The 17,521-nt window shown below is 35.9% G+C and carries 15 protein-coding genes and 1 riboswitch; of the genes, 10 read left to right on the forward strand and 5 right to left on the reverse strand.

Annotated elements, in window-relative coordinates; translation table 11 throughout:
• Positions 1–522: an RNA polymerase sigma factor gene (locus tag ACVBAX_RS04040; RefSeq protein ID WP_447115964.1), complete on the forward strand. Its 522-nt coding sequence runs from the start codon at positions 1–3 to the stop codon at positions 520–522.
• 50 nt (positions 523–572) lie between these two features.
• Here ACVBAX_RS04040 and ACVBAX_RS04045 read toward each other — a convergent pair whose 3' ends face one another.
• On the reverse strand, positions 573–1,019 hold the full coding sequence (locus ACVBAX_RS04045) for a YndM family protein (RefSeq protein ID WP_447115965.1): 447 nt from the start codon (positions 1,017–1,019) through the stop codon (positions 573–575).
• Positions 1,020–1,208: 189 nt separating this feature from the next.
• On the opposite strand from ACVBAX_RS04045, the gene ACVBAX_RS04050 reads away from it, so the two are divergent.
• Together ACVBAX_RS04050 and ACVBAX_RS04055 are read left to right on the forward strand one after the other, a co-directional pair.
• Complete coding sequence (locus tag ACVBAX_RS04050; RefSeq protein ID WP_430773340.1) at positions 1,209–2,570, forward strand: aspartate kinase; 1,362 nt, start codon at positions 1,209–1,211, stop codon at positions 2,568–2,570.
• A 158-nt stretch (positions 2,571–2,728) separates the two neighbouring features.
• Positions 2,729–3,967, forward strand: coding sequence for a hemolysin family protein (locus tag ACVBAX_RS04055; RefSeq protein ID WP_447115966.1), 1,239 nt, complete (start codon positions 2,729–2,731; stop codon positions 3,965–3,967).
• A gap of 39 nt (positions 3,968–4,006) precedes the next feature.
• Here ACVBAX_RS04055 and ACVBAX_RS04060 read toward each other — a convergent pair whose 3' ends face one another.
• Positions 4,007–5,362 (reverse strand): TrkH family potassium uptake protein, encoded by a 1,356-nt coding sequence (locus ACVBAX_RS04060; RefSeq protein ID WP_447115967.1) that lies wholly within the window; start codon positions 5,360–5,362, stop codon positions 4,007–4,009.
• 233 nt (positions 5,363–5,595) lie between these two features.
• On the opposite strand from ACVBAX_RS04060, the gene ACVBAX_RS04065 reads away from it, so the two are divergent.
• From ACVBAX_RS04065 to ACVBAX_RS04095, 7 genes are all read left to right on the forward strand, one after another.
• Complete coding sequence (locus ACVBAX_RS04065) at positions 5,596–6,534, forward strand: ABC transporter ATP-binding protein (protein ID WP_447115968.1); 939 nt, start codon at positions 5,596–5,598, stop codon at positions 6,532–6,534.
• Entirely contained in the window at positions 6,531–7,478 is a 948-nt protein-coding gene (locus ACVBAX_RS04070; protein ID WP_447115969.1) for an ABC transporter permease subunit, read from the forward strand. The genes ACVBAX_RS04065 and ACVBAX_RS04070 overlap by 4 nt, the downstream gene beginning before the upstream one ends.
• 101 nt (positions 7,479–7,579) lie before the next feature.
• Positions 7,580–8,761, forward strand: a complete 1,182-nt coding sequence (locus tag ACVBAX_RS04075; RefSeq protein ID WP_447115970.1) for an alanyl-tRNA editing protein — start codon at positions 7,580–7,582, stop codon at positions 8,759–8,761.
• Between the two features lie 69 nt (positions 8,762–8,830).
• A complete protein-coding gene (locus tag ACVBAX_RS04080) occupies positions 8,831–9,919 on the forward strand; it encodes a nitric oxide synthase oxygenase (protein WP_447115971.1) in 1,089 nt (362 codons plus the stop codon).
• Between the two features lie 100 nt (positions 9,920–10,019).
• Positions 10,020–11,711 (forward strand): methyl-accepting chemotaxis protein, encoded by a 1,692-nt coding sequence (locus tag ACVBAX_RS04085; RefSeq protein ID WP_447115972.1) that lies wholly within the window; start codon positions 10,020–10,022, stop codon positions 11,709–11,711.
• An 88-nt stretch (positions 11,712–11,799) separates the two neighbouring features.
• Positions 11,800–11,898, forward strand: a riboswitch (TPP riboswitch).
• Between the two features lie 65 nt (positions 11,899–11,963).
• Positions 11,964–12,560: an energy-coupled thiamine transporter ThiT gene (thiT, locus tag ACVBAX_RS04090; RefSeq protein WP_447115973.1), complete on the forward strand. Its 597-nt coding sequence runs from the start codon at positions 11,964–11,966 to the stop codon at positions 12,558–12,560.
• A 97-nt stretch (positions 12,561–12,657) separates the two neighbouring features.
• Positions 12,658–13,434, forward strand: a complete 777-nt coding sequence (locus tag ACVBAX_RS04095) for a divergent polysaccharide deacetylase family protein (protein ID WP_447115974.1) — start codon at positions 12,658–12,660, stop codon at positions 13,432–13,434.
• Positions 13,435–13,479: 45 nt separating this feature from the next.
• Here the strand turns inward: ACVBAX_RS04095 and ACVBAX_RS04100 are convergent, their stop codons facing one another.
• The 3 genes from ACVBAX_RS04100 to ACVBAX_RS04110 all read right to left on the reverse strand — a co-directional run bounded on the left by ACVBAX_RS04100 (position 13,480) and on the right by ACVBAX_RS04110 (position 17,347).
• On the reverse strand, positions 13,480–14,370 hold the full coding sequence (locus tag ACVBAX_RS04100; protein WP_447115975.1) for a VanW family protein: 891 nt from the start codon (positions 14,368–14,370) through the stop codon (positions 13,480–13,482).
• A gap of 96 nt (positions 14,371–14,466) precedes the next feature.
• On the reverse strand, positions 14,467–15,888 hold the full coding sequence (locus ACVBAX_RS04105) for an alanine/glycine:cation symporter family protein (protein WP_447115976.1): 1,422 nt from the start codon (positions 15,886–15,888) through the stop codon (positions 14,467–14,469).
• Between the two features lie 133 nt (positions 15,889–16,021).
• Positions 16,022–17,347, reverse strand: a complete 1,326-nt coding sequence (locus ACVBAX_RS04110) for a hemolysin family protein (protein ID WP_447115977.1) — start codon at positions 17,345–17,347, stop codon at positions 16,022–16,024.
• Between the last annotated feature and the right edge of the window lie 174 nt (positions 17,348–17,521).

Genomic DNA, 17,521 nt, shown 5'->3' on the forward strand with positions numbered 1-17,521 from the left:
ATGAATGAGCATTTATCGAAGGAAGATATGATGACGATTTGTTTTAGTCATCAAAAACTTCTCTTTCATATCGCCTTCGGTATCACAAGGGATTATCATTTAGCACAGGATGTGGTACAAGAAACGTTTTTTAAAGCATTTAGAAAAATAGATACAATAATTGATGATGCTAAGCTCCGCTCATGGCTATCCTCGATTGCTTCAAGAACAGCAATTGATTTTGTGAGAAAAGAAAAAAGAAGAAAAGAAGTACTTGAAACTGAAATCACCTACCAAGAAGTCGCATCTCATAGAAATGTGGAAGAAGAAGTGACTTCCTTGTTATTACAGAATGAAATAACAAAAGCCTTTGGTGTGCTAAATGCCAATCAAAAATCAGTGCTTCATTTAAAAGTTGTAGAAGGGCTGAAGGAAAAAGAAATTGCCGAAGCTTTACACCTTAATCAAAACAATGTCAAAACTGTGTTATATCGAGCGAGGAAAAAATTATCTATGCATTTAGAAGAAAAAAACTATGCATAACATGCAAGAAATTTATAGAAGGACGTTACTGCTTTATAGCAGTAACGTTTTTAGTTTTTCTTGCGCGGATCTGACTCTTCGGCAAATTCCGTCCCAAAGGCTAGCTTCTGAGAGGTTCGTAAAGGTATTTTCCTTTCTGTAGGAGTCAGTGGTTCTAACCGACCTAAAAGAAATAGATGTACAAACACCTCAGATATTCCGACTAATGTTGCTGCTATTATACTTCCCCACGCAATCTGTTCATAGCTGTGTAGGAGAATATTTCCAAAAATCCACACAAACGTGTAAACAGTGAAAAAATCGATTACAACAGCGGCACGGTTTCCAACCCTAGGTAAGATTATTTTATCTCCAATGAAATAGGAAACCATGGTGACCAAAATACTGAATGATAAGACTTCGGAAACCCTAGCTTCAAAGAACAGGTCAAAAGCGATAGTAAATATAATTGTACAGACAATGAACTTAAGAAGGATGATTTTAAAATTTGTGTGCATAGCTTTCACTCCTTTTTACATATTGTAAACGTAAGTTCATTTTCCATTCACCAGAGGAAAAGAAACATAAAAAAACTACATTGTCCTCTCTGAAAATACATTTGTCCATCTAATAAGGAAAAAATGCTTGATTCTTTACTACTTTGAAGCGATAATAAATATAAATTTTATTTATCAGGGGATGTTTACATGAAAGTAGCAAAATTCGGAGGATCATCTTTAGCAAATGGAGAGCAGTTACAAAAAGTATTTCAAATCGTCACAGCTGATCCTAGCCGAAAGGTAATTGTTGTATCAGCACCAGGAAAAAGAAAATCAGATGATATAAAAGTGACAGATTTGTTGATACAATGCGCTGAGCAGGGTTTAAAAGGTGAAGATACAAGGGCTACACTTGAGCAAATAATCGATCGTTACGATAGCATCGTTAAGGAACTCCATCTCTCAACAGATATTACTGAAGAGATTACAAATACTTTACACTCTTTATTATCTGCAGATAAATCCAATCCAGACCATTATATGGAGGCACTTAAAGCGGCCGGTGAAGACAATAATGCAAAATTAGTAGCAAATTTCTTTCAATCAAAAGGAGTGCAGGCAAAATACATCAATCCAAAGGACGCTGGATTGTTTGTAACTGATGAGACAGGAAATGCACAAGTATTACAGGAATCATATGACAATTTATATAAACTACGAGAAGAAGATGGGATTTTGATCTTCCCTGGATTTTTCGGTTATACAAAGGCTGGAAATGTTGTAACTTTTTCGAGAAGTGGTTCCGATATTACAGGATCGATCTTAGCGAATGGAATAAAAGCAGATCTGTATGAAAATTTTACAGACGTAGATGCTGTTTATTCTGTAAATCCAAATCTTGTTCAAGACCCAAAAGAAATAAAAGAACTCACTTACCGTGAAATGAGAGAACTTTCTTACGCTGGCTTTTCAGTATTTCATGATGAAGCATTAATTCCAGCTTTTAGGGCAGGAATTCCAGTACAGGTTAAAAACACGAATAACCCGCTTTCACCAGGGACTTTAATCGTTCATGAGCGCAGTGTTCAAAATGGTCCTGTAACAGGTATTGCAAGTGATAAAGGGTTCTGTAGCATTTATGTTGGAAAATATTTAATGAACAGAGAAATCGGTTTTGGAAGCAGATTATTAAGAATATTAGAAGAACATGGAATGTCTTACGAGCATACTCCGTCAGGAATTGATGATATTTCTGTTATTTTACGTCAGGATCAAATGGATTACGAAACAGAACAACGTATAGTCAACCTTATTTTCACAGAGTTGAATGCAGATGAAGTGAAGGTTGAGCACGATTTGGCTTTAATCATGATTGTTGGTGAAGGTATGAGACAAAATGTTGGAACAACAGCAAAAGCTGCGAAGGCACTTGCCGATGCTGGTGTGAATATAGAGATGATTAACCAAGGTTCATCTGAAGTAAGTATGATGTTTGGTGTCAAAGAAGCGGATGAAAAGCATGCCGTAAAAGCACTTTATAATGAGTTCTTTGTCGGCGTACCGGTATAAGAATAAGATGAGAGAAGCATGAGTTTTCATGCTTCTTTTTTTTGATATAATAATCTTGTTTTGCTAAATCAATGGCATGAGAAATAACAGGATAGTGGCAAAATGAATTGGAATTTGGTAATGTTATACTCATCATAGATTTGTTTGGAGGATGATTTGTGTTTATAGCCATTATATTTTTTCTGCTAATGTCTTTTTTTCTATCTGGAAGTGAAACTGCATTAACTGCGGTTAATAAAATGAAACTTAAGACAAAGGCAGAAAGCGGTGACAAAAAGGCGCAAAAGCTTTTATCACTGGTGTCTAATTTGGACGAATTAATTACAGCGATATTAATTGGTAACAATATAGCTAATATTATGCTACCTACTTTGGTAACCATTATTGCCATTGAGTATGGATGGAATGTAGGGATTGTGACTGGGATCTTAACGGTTGTATTAATTGTATTTGCTGAGGTATTGCCTAAGTCAATTGCTGCAAGTTTTGCTGAAAAGATTGCCTTTCTCGTATTTCCAGTCATTCAGTTCATAATGATTATTTTAAAACCATTAACGTTTCTATTGTCACGATTTACAAGAGCTGTCATTAAGCTTTTAGAAAAAGAAGATAAGGATGGCGTGTCTATATCAAAGGAAGAGTTAATTACTATGGTAGACATTGCAGCGACGGAAGGTACATTTCAAAATGAGGAGACAAAAAGTATAAAGGGTGTTATTGATTTTTATAGCTTAGATGTTAGAGATGCATTAAAAACCCCGCGCATGGAAATACAAGGGATTCCTTTTGACTCGACATTTGAAGAAGCGAGAGAAGTAGTTATAAACAATCAATATACAAGATATCCAGTATATAAAGAAAATATGGATAATATAGTAGGAGTCTTCCATTCGAAGGGTCTATTATCTTGGTCAGTAGAACCGGATAAATCATTAGAGGATTTCACAGATAATTCCCCGTTATTTGTATTTGAATTTCACTCTATTGAAAAAATATTTAAAATGATGCTAAAAGAACGTAAGCATTTAGCGATTGTACTTGATGAATATGGGGGAACCAAAGGTATTATTACAAATGAGGATATTATAGAAGCCATGATAGGCCTTGAAATAAAAGATGAGACGGATGAAAATGAAGAGATTTTGATCGATGAATTAACGGACTCTCATATTATTTGTAATGGGAAGTTAGCCTTAAGAAGATTAAATGAAGTGTTTAAAACGAAGATTCCAGAAGATGAAGATGTATTAACTGGATTTTTATTAAAAGAGATGGGGCATTTCCCAGAGGAAGGGGAAACATTTGAATACCATCACCTCCACTTTGAAATGCTTGTAGTTGAGGATAATAAAATCAAGCAAATTGAAATAAAAAAGAAAACTCCACCATTAGTGTAAAAAAGCTCCGTTGCCTTAGCAACGGAGTTTTTACTATAACTAACCAATAATAATGCGTTCCTTTGGATAATGGAACTTTTCTTTAATTGGGTTTCCACGGATGATGAATAAGAAGGAGAAGATTCCGATACGACCAATAAACATGACCAAAATAATGACTAGCTTACTGGCTGTACTTAATTCTGCTGTGATCCCCATTGATAATCCCGTTGTGCCAAATGCTGAGCTAACTTCAAAGATAATCTCCATTAAACCAATTGAAGGCTCTAGAACAGCCAATATAATGACAGATGCTGAACAAATCATAACTGCCGTTGTGATGACAATATATGATTTAAGAATGTCTTCTTGTAAAATTTCCTTTTTAAATACTTTTATCGTATCTCGACCTTTTGCATATGTAAATATACTTAACATCATTATTGCAAAAGTGGTAGTTCGTATACCTCCACCCACACTACTTGGAGAGGCCCCGATAAACATGAGAATACATAAAAGTAGTAGGGTAGGGGTTGTGAATTCACTTACATCCATGGTCGCTAAACCACCATTTCTAGTAGTAACCGATTGGAATAATGCATAAAAAAATGATTCATGCCAAGATTTCCCTGCAAAAAAATGATTATACTCAAAAAGAATAATGAGTAAAGTTCCCCCGATAACTAAAAGGAAAAAAGTTGTTGTTGTTATTTTTGAAAATAAACTAAATCGAAATAGGCTATCTTCTCTACGAAATAAAAAGTGACGAACTTCAATTAGAACAGGAAAACCGATAGCACCAAGAATTAACAGTATGATGTTAACGAGTTGAACAAAATAATCATTAGCATATGGAAGCAGGGACTGACCGGTAATATCAAATCCTGCGTTCGTGGTCGCACTAACACTCATGAAAAAGCCATGTAAGAAGGCTTCCTGCCAATTGGGATAGTAATTAACCAAGTAAATCCCGAGTACTACACTCCCAATTATTTCAATAAAGATGATAAGATAAAGAATTTGTCTCATTAACTGAACCAGACCTGACAGAGTGGACTGATTTTGATCGGTCATAATTAACTTTCGTTCACGAAGTCCAATTTTTTTTCCCATTAGGAGCCAAATAAATGTGCCTAGTGTCATAATCCCAATTCCACCGAATTGAAGAATGAAAGCGAAAATGAATGTTCCTGCTACACTTAGCTTTTCAGAGATAGAGATGGTAGAAAGTCCTGTAACACTTACCGCACTAGCAGAAGTAAATAATGCATCAATGAAGGAAATGTCCTCTCCAGATTTTAATGTGATTGGAAGCATTAAAAGTACTGTTGATATAACCACAGCAAGTACGTAAAATAACACAATGATTTGAACGGATGATAGCTTTTCCATAAAGATTTTCGAACTAATTTTCATAATAAACCTCTTTAAAATATTCTAAACTTATTGTTGTTCCCATAAGTTCCAATTATACAAAAGATGTTGGTAATCGGGAAGTAGTTTGTTCATTGCTCAAACTGAAATCTATTATTATTTTAACAGAGAGTAGGGAAGAACAATGGAAGGTAAATTATAATTTGTAACTTTTTTCAATTTCAATCGTATAGACTATTACAAGTTCTAAATAAAGGATAGAAAGAAGGGTGAAAATGTCTCAATATGCTCTAGAAGTTCATAATCTTACAAAGAAAATAGGGAAGAAACTGATTGTTGAAAACGTAACTTTCCAAATAGAAAAAGGAGAAATTTTCGGTTTACTTGGTCCAAATGGAGCAGGAAAAACAACCATCATTCGAATGATCGTCCATTTAATTAATCGTACAGAAGGAAATGTCGTGATAAATGGACATGATTTAGATCAGTCTTTTAAAGAAGCAATGGGTGAAATAGGGGCCATTGTAGAAAATCCAGAATTTTATAAATATATGAGTGGTATGAAAAACCTAAAGCATTATATGAGAATGGCTACAAAGGATGTTTCAGTTGAAAGGCTTGATGAGGTCATCCGTTTGGTTGGTCTAGAACAAGCAATCCATCAGAAAGTAAGAACGTATTCTCTAGGAATGAGACAAAGACTCGGCGTAGCCCAAGCTTTATTACATAGTCCAAGCATCCTTATTCTTGATGAACCAACGAACGGACTTGATCCACAAGGAATAAGAGAATTTCGTGATTATTTAAGATTATTAGTGAATCAAGGTATTTCTGTATTGGTCTCATCCCATTTGCTTTCAGAAATGGAACTCATGTGTGATCGATTTGCCATTATCGAAAAAGGTAGGCTTACTCATATTTCCCGAATGGATGAAACAGTCCAACTAGGCAGTCAAACAAAGCAACATGTGATGTTTGAGGTTGATAACACTGAAGAGGCCTTTAACCTACTAGTAAATCAAAATTTGGGAGAAGGAAGAAAGATAGAAGCGGGTTTTATATATGCATCTATGGATCGGGAGACAGTCGCTAAGGCGAATCAGCTATTTGTCTCAAACGGACTACAAGTATATGAAATTTCTTATTTAAAAGCATCACTTGAAGATCGCTTCCTTGAGATAACAAATAAAGAAAAGAAGGAGCTATCGATATGATCGGTCTGATTCAAAATGAAATGATAAAAATCTTTGAGAAACGGGCAAGCTGGATTTATATTTCTATATTAATTATTGCAATGGTGATTGGTGGATTTATTTATCAAAGAATTAATGGAGAAGCCGATGAGAACTGGCGTGAAAATTTAGAAGCACAGAATGCTCAGTATAAACTAGAAATTGAGCAAACTCCCGCCGACCAAGATCCAACGTGGCTAGAAGATCAAATCAAACAAAATGAGAGATTTCTTGAAGAAAATATAAATCCAACGGCAAAAACCAATTGGCATTTTATGAACGATGTTGTTATAGGTGTAACAACACTTGTCACCTTGTTTTCTGTTATTGTAGCAAGTGCGGTCGTCGCTGCTGAGTTTTCAGATGGGACTATTAAACAGTTGCTCATAAGACCGCATAAAAGATGGAAAATCTTATTGTCAAAATATGTTGCGGTTTTATTATATGCCATCATTTTAATGGCCACATTATTTGTTTCAGGATTTATTGTAGGAATTTTATTTTTTGGTCTAGGAGACTTTCAGACACCATTCTTTGAATATACTCTCGATGGACAAAAAGAGGCCATACTTGGAACGCAGTTTCTGTTAAAGACAGTCTATTTTCTTCCAAGTTTGCTAATGATCACTACGATTTCTTTTATGCTGTCCACTCTTTTTAAAAGTCAGGCAGTAGCAGTAGGGGTTGGGATTTTTGTTCTATTTGTTTCAACTACATTAGGTGGACTTATTATTATGCTCGCCGAAGAGTATACTTGGGCAAAGTTTCTAATTTTTCCACATCTAGACTTAACCGTATTTGCCTTCCAAGATAAGATTTTGGATAATATTAGCTTAAATGGTTCCCTATTGATTCTTACTGTATATTATATTGTGTTTATGATCTCAACGTTTGTTTATTTTCAAAAACGTGATGTGAGTATTTGAAACCGATAAAAACTAGTAGAGAGGTAGAAAATAGCTACCTCTTTTCTTTTTGTGATAAAGTAGGTGTAGCATTTCTTAACGAAAGAGAGTGTTATATAAAAATGACAAAAAAACTATATTATGAAAATGTATATCAATCCACTTTTGTAGCAACTGTTACGAAAAGTGAAGACGATTATATTGTACTAAGTGAGACCGCCTTTTATCCTACTGGTGGAGGGCAACCATACGATACGGGAACGATTAACGGAAAGACAGTTTCGAATGTCGAAGAAGTCAATGGAGAAATTCGACATTATATAAGTGACTCCATTTCTGTTGGTTCTAAAGTTGAGGGGAATATAGATTGGGAAAGAAGATTTGATCACATGCAGCAGCATGCTGGACAGCATATCCTCACTGCCGCATTTGTAGAATTATATGGTTATGAAACCATCAGTTTTCATCTTGGGTCAGAAAAAGTAACAATTGATCTCAATGTAGATAATATCTCTTCTAACGAACTGGAAAAAGTTGAGGAATTAGCTAACAAGATCATACTAGAACAAAGAAAAATAGAGACTAAATGGGTTTCAAAAGAGGAAGTAAGCCAATATCCATTACGGAAAACCCTTTCAGTTGAAGAAAATATCCGCTTAGTAATCATTCCAGAATTTGATTATAACGGGTGCGGAGGTACCCATCCACAAAGTACAGGTGAGGTTCAAGCGATTACTATATTGGGTACTGAACGACAAAAGAAAAAAACAAGGGTCGAGTTTGTATGTGGTAACCGTGTTAGAAAGCAGATTCATGATAAGACAACTGTTGTATCAAAGTTAACAAGTCTCTTACATGCACCTCAAAATGAACTAGAGACTGCTGCCCTCCGACTCATTGAAAGAAATAAAACACTTGAAAAAGAAATAAAGGTTCTACAAGAAAATATATTACAGTTTGAAGCTCAGGACTTATTAAAAAAAGCAATAAAAGTTGAACACCATAGAGTTGTTCAAGCTAGTTTTGCAGATAAGGGCCTTCAAGAGCTACAAACCGTTGCTCGATATGTTTTGGCTCTTGACCCGGAAGTCAATGTCCTTTTCGTTTCAGAGATAAATGGGAAACTTCAATTTGTGTGTCAAAGAGAAGAGTCGGCTATCAATATGAAGAATCTTGCTCAATCAATCTTACCAGTGATCAATGGAAGGGGAGGAGGAAATGAAAAACAGGCACAAGGAGGTGGAGAGGCTAAAACGATAACTTCTGATGCGCTCCTTACCATGCTTTTACATCAATTAAAATGAATGAGATTCAATTAAGGTCAAAAGTTACGATAATATTATTATGTAAACTAAAAACGTGAGGGATTAGCATTGAATGAAGATTTACTCCAAAAAGCAGAAGAGTTTATCACTCTTTGTTATATAGAACTAGAAAAAGATCATATTACTTTATTAACAAGAGTGGAAGAAGTTAAAAGTTCGATTCTTAAGACGGGAACATATGAACATACATATGAAGAACTTTCCCATGGGGCAAAGATGGCATGGAGGAATAGTAATAAATGTATTGGACGTTTGTTTTGGGAGTCTTTGGTTGTTAAAGATTGTCGTCATTTACATCACTCCGATGAGATCATCCATGCTCTTTTCGAGCATATCAAATTTGCAACCAACAATGGTCATATTAGACCAACCATTTCTATTTTCAAACAAAAAACAAAGGAACACTCCATTAGAATTTGGAACCACCAGCTTGTTCGATATGCTGGATATGATACACAGCAAGGATTGATTGGAGACCCCCACTCTATTCCGTTTACAAAGATATGTGAAGAGTTAGGGTGGGAGGGGAAGCATACAAATTTTGACCTATTACCTCTAGTGGTTCAAGTAAATAATGAAAAACCAATTTGGAAAACTATTCCTCCGGGTCTCGTTCTTGAGGTCAATCTTTCACATCCGGAATATGAGTGGTTTGAAGACCTAAAATTAAAGTGGTATGGTGTACCGATGATCGCTGATATGCGTCTTGAAATTGGTGGGATTCAATACACAGCAGCTCCTTTTAATGGGTGGTATATGGGAACAGAAATTGGTGCTCGAAATTTAGCGGATGAAGGCCGATACAATGTGTTACCTATCGTTGCTGATCATATGAAATTAGATATGGCTAGAAATAGCAGTCTTTGGAAGGACCGTGCACTACTTGAAGTGAATCGAGCGGTTCTATTTTCCTATAAAAAGGCTGGAGTAAGTATTGTTGACCATCACACCGCAGCGGCTCAGTTTAAGTTGTTTGAAGAAAGAGAGAAAGAAAAAAGTCGGAAATTAACAGGTAATTGGACTTGGTTAATACCTCCTGTTTCTCCCGCATTAACCCATATCTTTCACCAGCAATATGATAATAGCACTCAATTGCCAAATTATTTTTATCAAATGGCTCCTTACGAAAAGAAATAGATTTTGTCTATTTCTTTTCATTCGAAATAAAACGCTTCCATATCAAAAGAACTATTGTTAATATAGGTATAAAGTACAACCTATAAATGGGGGAGCAAACATGAATATCACTGTTCGAAAAAAAATTATAGGTAGTTTTGTTATTGTTTTATTTATGTTAGTAGTTGTAGCAAGTGCTGGGATTTTTCAACTATATTCAGTAAACAATACGTATCAATCATTCTTAAGTGAAGAAGTAGGTCAAAAGCTAGAAGTGAAAAATCTCCAAGAGCAAATGATTAGAAAATCAGCAGCCGTAAGGAGCTTCCTACTCACTGGAGAGGCTGACTATCTGACAGAATATGATGAGGCAGTAAAGAGCTTTGATAACTCTATGAAAAAATTAAAAACAACAATCACTGATAATGAGTTATTAGATACGTTAACTGCTCTTGAGGAAATGTCAACAAATGATTCGAAATTTGCTCAAGACCAAATACAAATGAAAAAAGACAACGATGAATTAGGTTATTTAATCCTAGCAAAATCAACTGCTCAAACGTTAGGTATGCAGTTTAATGCAAAAGTAAATGAACTTCTATCTATTCAGGAGAAACATTTAGACCATGCAAGTAGCTTGACCACAAAAAAAATAGATGGAATTGTTACAATAATGATTGTGATCAGTGTAACTGCGATTCTTGTTGCATTAGTACTAGCGACAATTATAAGTTTACAGATTGCGAAACCAATTGTTCATGCATCTAAGGCAATTGAGAAGGTTGCGAGCGGAGACCTATCTATAGATGAGATTCAAGTGAAGAATAAAGACGAAATTGGGGCAATGATCCAGTCTGTCAACTCAATGGTTTCTGGATTAAGAGAAGTTGTTATACAAGTTAGAGATTCATCAGCTCAAGTTGCAGCTAGTAGTGAACAACTAAGTACAAGTGCGCAGGACAGTACTCAAGCAAGTGAACAAATTTCTTATATTGTTGAACAAAACTCAGAGGGTATGGATTTGCAACTGCAACATTTAACCAAAATTCACACATTAATTGAAGAGATGTCTAGCAATATAAGTTTGATTACAAAAAGTAGTGAAAAAATGCTCGTCACAGCTGATAATACGTTTCAAGTTACAGATCAAGGAGCATTATCTATCGAAAAAGTAGTTAACCAAATGAATTTGATTAATGATGGTGTTTTGAATGCCTCAGAAATCATTCGTCAGTTAGGTAGGCGTTCAAATGAAATTACTTCTATCCTAAATATGATTACAACGGTTGCAGATCAGACGAATCTGCTAGCCTTAAATGCGGCAATCGAAGCTGCAAGAGCAGGTGAACATGGCAAGGGATTTGCTGTAGTTGCAGACGAAGTAAGAAAGCTCGCAGAGGAATCAAAAAAATCAGCTGATCAAATTACAAAAATGATTTCTTATATCCAATCTGAAACGGATCTAGCTGTATCTGCAATGGAAGAACAGTCTCACAAAGTATCAGAAGGATTCGAATATAGTCAGGATGCAAAGAAAGCGTTTGCTCTAATTGGAGAGTCAATGGGAGACGTAATAGAAAAGGTATCTGACGTTTCATGTGCCATTGAACTACTAAGTATGCATAGTACAAATGTCGTACAAGCAATTGACGAAGTAAAAGGAATCGCAGAAGAAAGCGTTGCAACAACCAGAGAAGTAGCAGCCGGAACAGAAGAAAACGTTGCTACTCTCCAGGAAGTAACCGCAAGTGCTCAAGATCTATCAGGTATGGCAGAAACCTTACAGCAGTTGGTTCGCAGATTTAAAATATAAACATGAAAAGCATCTATTCAACTAGATGCTTTTCTATTTAATTTTATATGATATAATGAATACGAAATTATAAACAAACTACATACAACGAAACCACAAGGGGAGCGTTATGCTGAGAGTGAACGTTTGTTCTGACCCTTTGAACCTGTTAGATAATTCTAGCGCAGGGATGTGGAAAGACTGCATTTTTCGTGTAATCATGTCTATCTACGCTCTCCTTGAGGTTTCCAGAAAAAGGGGAGATTTTTTTATATGGGAAACAAACGATTAATTATGATGATTGAAGCATCTTTTTTTGCAGCCTTTGCATTAATTCTAGACCTTCTTCCATCGATTAAGCTTTCGTCTAGTATTTCTATTTCATTTGCGATGGTACCAATTTTGATTATCTCCTTTAGATGGGGATTCGTTGCTGCAACCGCTTCTGGATTTTTATGGGGACTATTACAAATTTCTATGGGTGATGCATATATTTTGACTCCGTTACAGGGCTTCATTGAGTATTTTCTTGCCTTTGCGTTTATTGGATTTGCAGGTTTCTTTATGAAAAAAATTCAGGTAGCACTAACAGAAAATAAAAAGAAAGCCCTTCAATGGATCATCGTTGCCACATTCGTTGGAAGTGGGGCACGTTATTTTTGGCATTTTATCGCGGGATTTTTATTCTGGGGAGAATATGCACCGGATGGGATGTCTCCATTCTTATTTTCGCTAGGCGTAAACGGTGGAACAATGATTGGAGCAGCTATCTATTGTTCCGTTATTTTATTCCTTTTAGTGTCTAGTTCCCCAAGATTTCTTCTCCACAAAAGGGTTTCCTCTCCAGAGACTTTGAAAAAAATATCGTAATCCAACACTCGTCCAATGTTTTGGGCGAGTTTTTTGTATGGTTTTTCCTCAATGAGAGAAACTATACCAATAACTAACATTTCAAATGGAGGATTTTATGAAAAAAACTTCATTTATCATTTTTTTGGTCATTTTTACACTGTTCCCTCATCATGGACATGGCCAGGAAGTGAAAAAGGCAGCTATTATTATTGACGATTTTGGTGGTGGTGTGGGAGGTGTTAAGGATTTTCTAGAAGGTGATGTGCAAATCACGGCGGCTATTATGCCTTTTAATGAGCTTTCAAAAAAGCATGCAGAATGGGCATATGAAAATGGCTTAGAGATCATGGTACACTTGCCTATGCAGCCGAAAAAAGGAAAGGCATCTTGGTTAGGACCAAAGCCAATAACGAATGATTTATCAAAGGAAGAAGTAAGAAAGAGAGTCATTGATGCTATCGATAGTGTTCCTCATGCTATGGGATTAAATAATCATATGGGCTCGCTTGTCGTTGAGAATGAAGAGATTGTCAGGGTGATTGTCGAAGTGGCAAAGGAAAAGCAGCTATATATTGTAGATAGTGCAACAAGTCCAAAATCAAAATTTGAGGAAATCACTGAGGAATTAAATGTACCATTTATTAAGCGAGATGTGTTTTTAGATGATATCTGTTCTGTGAATCAGGTCAAAAAACAAATGCTTATTCTTGCAAGGATTGCGGAGAGCCGAGGTACCGCTGTTGCGATTGGACATGTTGGTACATCAGGTAAGGTATGCTCGTTAGGAGTTACTGAGTCAATGCCTCAATTTAAGCAGAAACATATTAAGGTCGTCCCTGTATCTGAGCTGTTATCTGATTCCATCCGATCTAAGTATTTTCATCTATATTAAAAGTGGCTGTCCATTGGGTCGGGTACTCCCTCTGGACAGCCACTTTTATTGATACATGCTTGGCACTTGGTTATGTTCAACATTCACATCATCTGAAGTATACAAGAGAATGGACACGGAACCGCCTCTTACTTTGGAGCGTATCAAAATAGGATGCTTATAGTTATTCATAAAAACAAAGTCAGGTCCATACCAGCTTACTGTTGCATCGCGACCTGGAGGAACATAAGGTACACGTTTGGAGTGGGAATATCGTTTCACGATTTTTAACCCTGCTCGATCCACAGCATTAAAGAGGGTAGAAGATACTTGGCAAATACCTCCGCCGACCCCCTCAGAAAGCTCACCTCGAACAATAATGGGAGCTGGAGTATATCCACGTTCTTTAGTCCGTTGACCAACCACCTCATTGAACGAGAAGGTCTGACCTGGAAATAGGACGTAGTTATTTATTGCCTCGGATGATATTCTAATATTATTTGTTCTTGAGGTATTGTAGCTATTGAAATAAGTGACATAATATCCAATCGCTTGTTGTCGAATTCTTGACAATAGCTCACTATCTACCTCTGGATAAATCGGTTTTTTAGGAACTTTAAGCGTTTTAGCACCTTTACTATAAAAATAGGAGTGATATAGGGTATGAAATGCTCTCTTATCAAGTTGATATCCCAGCTGCTCTGGCTGTAAATTTCCATGTTCATCAAGAAAAGCATTTTTCGGCTCTATGTATACTTGTTGGGAAAGTTCAGAAGTTAAGATGTCAAGATGATGCAAGTCCATAAGAGGAGTATTGGGAAGAGGAAAAACTAGTTCTTCGCGATCTACAGTCATTATGGGTTGATCATTATCAATCAATGTAAGTACATCTTGATTGGCTGGTTGTTGAATAAGCATGAGAATAGATAAAAGTCCAGTTAATTTCAATCGTATCATCCTTCCACTTAGGTACCATGAGTATTATTCCAAGTTCACGATTTACTTATGCGGGGGATAAAGAATGAAAAAGACTGGGAATTCCCAGTCTTTTGATTAAGCTTTTTCAGTTGTTTCTTGCTTTTGTTTAGGCCAGCTCTCTACACCTTTTAATCCAGGGATACTATCTTCAAAAAACACAGGGTCAAGACCTTGCTTACGTTGTTCAAGGTAATTATCAAGTGTTTTAAAAGCAATATTACCAAGTAAACCAATGGCAATTAGGTTTGTAAATGCCATAATGGCCATTGCTAAGTCGGCCAAATCCCAAACAATTTGTAAGCTTGCAACAGCACCGAAAATGACCATTCCAACAGCTAGAATTCGGAAAATAATTAAGGTAGCTTTACTTTTATGAACAAATTCTATATTGGCTTCCCCATAGTAGTAGTTCCCAATAATTGAAGAAAAAGCAAACATAAAAATGGCAAAAGTTAAGAAGAGACTTGCCCAGCTTCCAAAATGTTCACCTAAGGATGCTTGTGTCAGTTCAATACCTTGAAGACCTGTCGTATAAGAGTCAGACAGTAAGATAATAAATGCTGTAGCTGTACACACAACAAGAGTATCGAAGAAGACACCTAGTGCTTGAACAAACCCTTGCTTTGCAGGGTGAGAAACAACTGCAGTCGCAGCAGCATTTGGTGCACTACCCATACCAGCTTCATTTGAGAATAATCCTCTTTTTACACCCATCATAATCGCAGCACCCATGCCACCACCAATTGCTTGGTCGATCCCAAATGCATTTTTTATAATAAGTGCTAAAACAGCTGGTACTTCCTGAATATTAGTAATGATAATGTACGCGGCTAAAATAATATAAAAGAATGCCATAATCGGTACAATAACAGACGAAAACTTTGCGACACGTTGTACTCCGCCAAATATAATAATGGCTGTTAAAATGGCTAATACGATGCCTACAAGTGATCCATCAAAACCAAATGAACTGTTAAAAGAAGCAGCAATAACATTACTTTGAACCGCAATGAATGTTAATCCAAAAGAAAATATGATACCAAAGGCAAATATTTTACTAAGTCCAACAGAACCGAGTTGTTTTCGCATATAATAAGCTGGGCCGCCTTTAAAGCCGGCTCCATCTTTTACTTTATAGATTTGAGCTAAAGTACTTTCAACAAATGCACTTGCGCCTCCTAATATGGCAACCATCCACATCCAAAAAACAGCACCAGGACCACCAACTGCTATAGCCATTGCTACCCCAGCAATATTTCCTGTACCAATTCTTGTAGCTGCACCGATAAAAAATGCTTGTAGGGAGGTAACACCTTTTCCACCAGATACGTCTGTATTTTTATCTTTTAGTACGCGAAACATTTCCCCGATTTTTACGATCTGGACAAACCGCATTCTTATGGTGAAATAAATGCCCAAGCCTAATAACAAGCCAATTAAAATATATGACCATAAGATATTATTTGCTTGTCCAACAATTGTTTGAATCCATTCCATTGATTATCCTCCTGATGTCGAAAATTGCGTTTTTTTGCACATTAGTTGAATTATCTAGAAATTCATCTAATATGTCAATTTAAATTTTGACTAGGACATGAAAAAATATAAAAAAGACGTTACATGAACGTCTTTACTTGGTGTTTTCTACTTCCTTTAGAATTTTTACCTGAATTTTAGAAACTCTAAGTTCATCCAATTGGGTTGCAGTAAACTGTACACCATTAAATGAAATAGATGGCTGCTCATTTTGCTCAGGAAATCTTCCTAGTTCCCCAATGAAAAACCCACTCAATGTTTCATATTGGTCTAAAGGTAGATCAAGTTTTAACACTTCTTCCACATCGTCTAAACTAGTGGTTCCTAAGATGTTATATTCATCATCATTTACTTTAACTATTTCAATTTCTTCTTCTTCATGCTCATCATATTCATCAAAAATATTACCCACAATTTCCTCAAGTAGGTCTTCAATGGTGACAATTCCATCAGTTCCACCGTATTCATCTAATACAATGGCCATATGCGTTTTATTCTTCTGAAGCTCTTTAAACACATCATCCGTGCGCATAGATCCAATCACGTAAAATGGGGGACGAATCATTTTTTTTATTTCAAAAGGACGATTATCTTCATACTCCATAAATTCAATTAAATCTTTCACATGAAAAATACCAATAATTGTATCCATATCTTCTTCGTAAACAGGGAATCTCGTATACTTTTCTTCATTAACAATGCGTACAACATCCCTTATTGATGCATCATCAGGGATACCGGCAATATTTGTACGATGAGTCATAATATCAGTAACATACGTATTATCAAAGGCGAAAATATTGTTTATCATAACGCTTTCCGCCTCTTGGATGGTCCCTCTTTCCTTGCCGATATCAAGCATTAGTTTGATTTCTTCTTCTGTTGCATCCTCATCCTCCGCATGTGGATCTACACCAAAAAGACGAACAATAATGTTTGTTGATCCTGTAAGCAATTTCACAAACGGTGCAGAAATTTTTGACAATGTGGTAAGCGGAATTACTGCTATCATTGAAATATCTTCTGCTTTTTTCATTGCCAGACGTTTTGGGACTAATTCTCCAAATACGAGAGTAAAGTAGGACAAAATGATAGTAATAACAAAAACAGAAACAGTACCAAGCATTCTTTCTGATAAGGGTACCCCTAAAGCAAGTAGCAGTTGAGTGAAGTCACTAGCAAAGTTCTCTGCAGCAAAGGCACTCGCTAGGAATCCAGCTAAAGTGATGCCAATTTGTATGGTTGCCAAAAATCGACTCGGTTCACTTAATAGCTGGTGGAGCATCTTTGCCTTCTTGTGTCCTTCATCAGCCATGACTTTAATTTTATTATCATTTAGGGAAATAAGTGCAATTTCTGACGCTGCAAAAAAGGCATTTAGTAAAATTAATACAACTAATATAACGAGTTCAATGGTCAAAACAAAATCATCCTTTTAAGATATTTTCTACTTCTATGTATAAAGTATTCTTCTTTCGCATGTATAAAATACTGCTCTATTCTAATATATGAAATGAAAAAATAACTGTAAAGGAAAATACTTTTAATAATAACGAATATCAGATTTATTTCGGTGAGTAAATTTCAGAATTAA

The organism is Robertmurraya sp. GLU-23 (assembly GCF_052983275.1).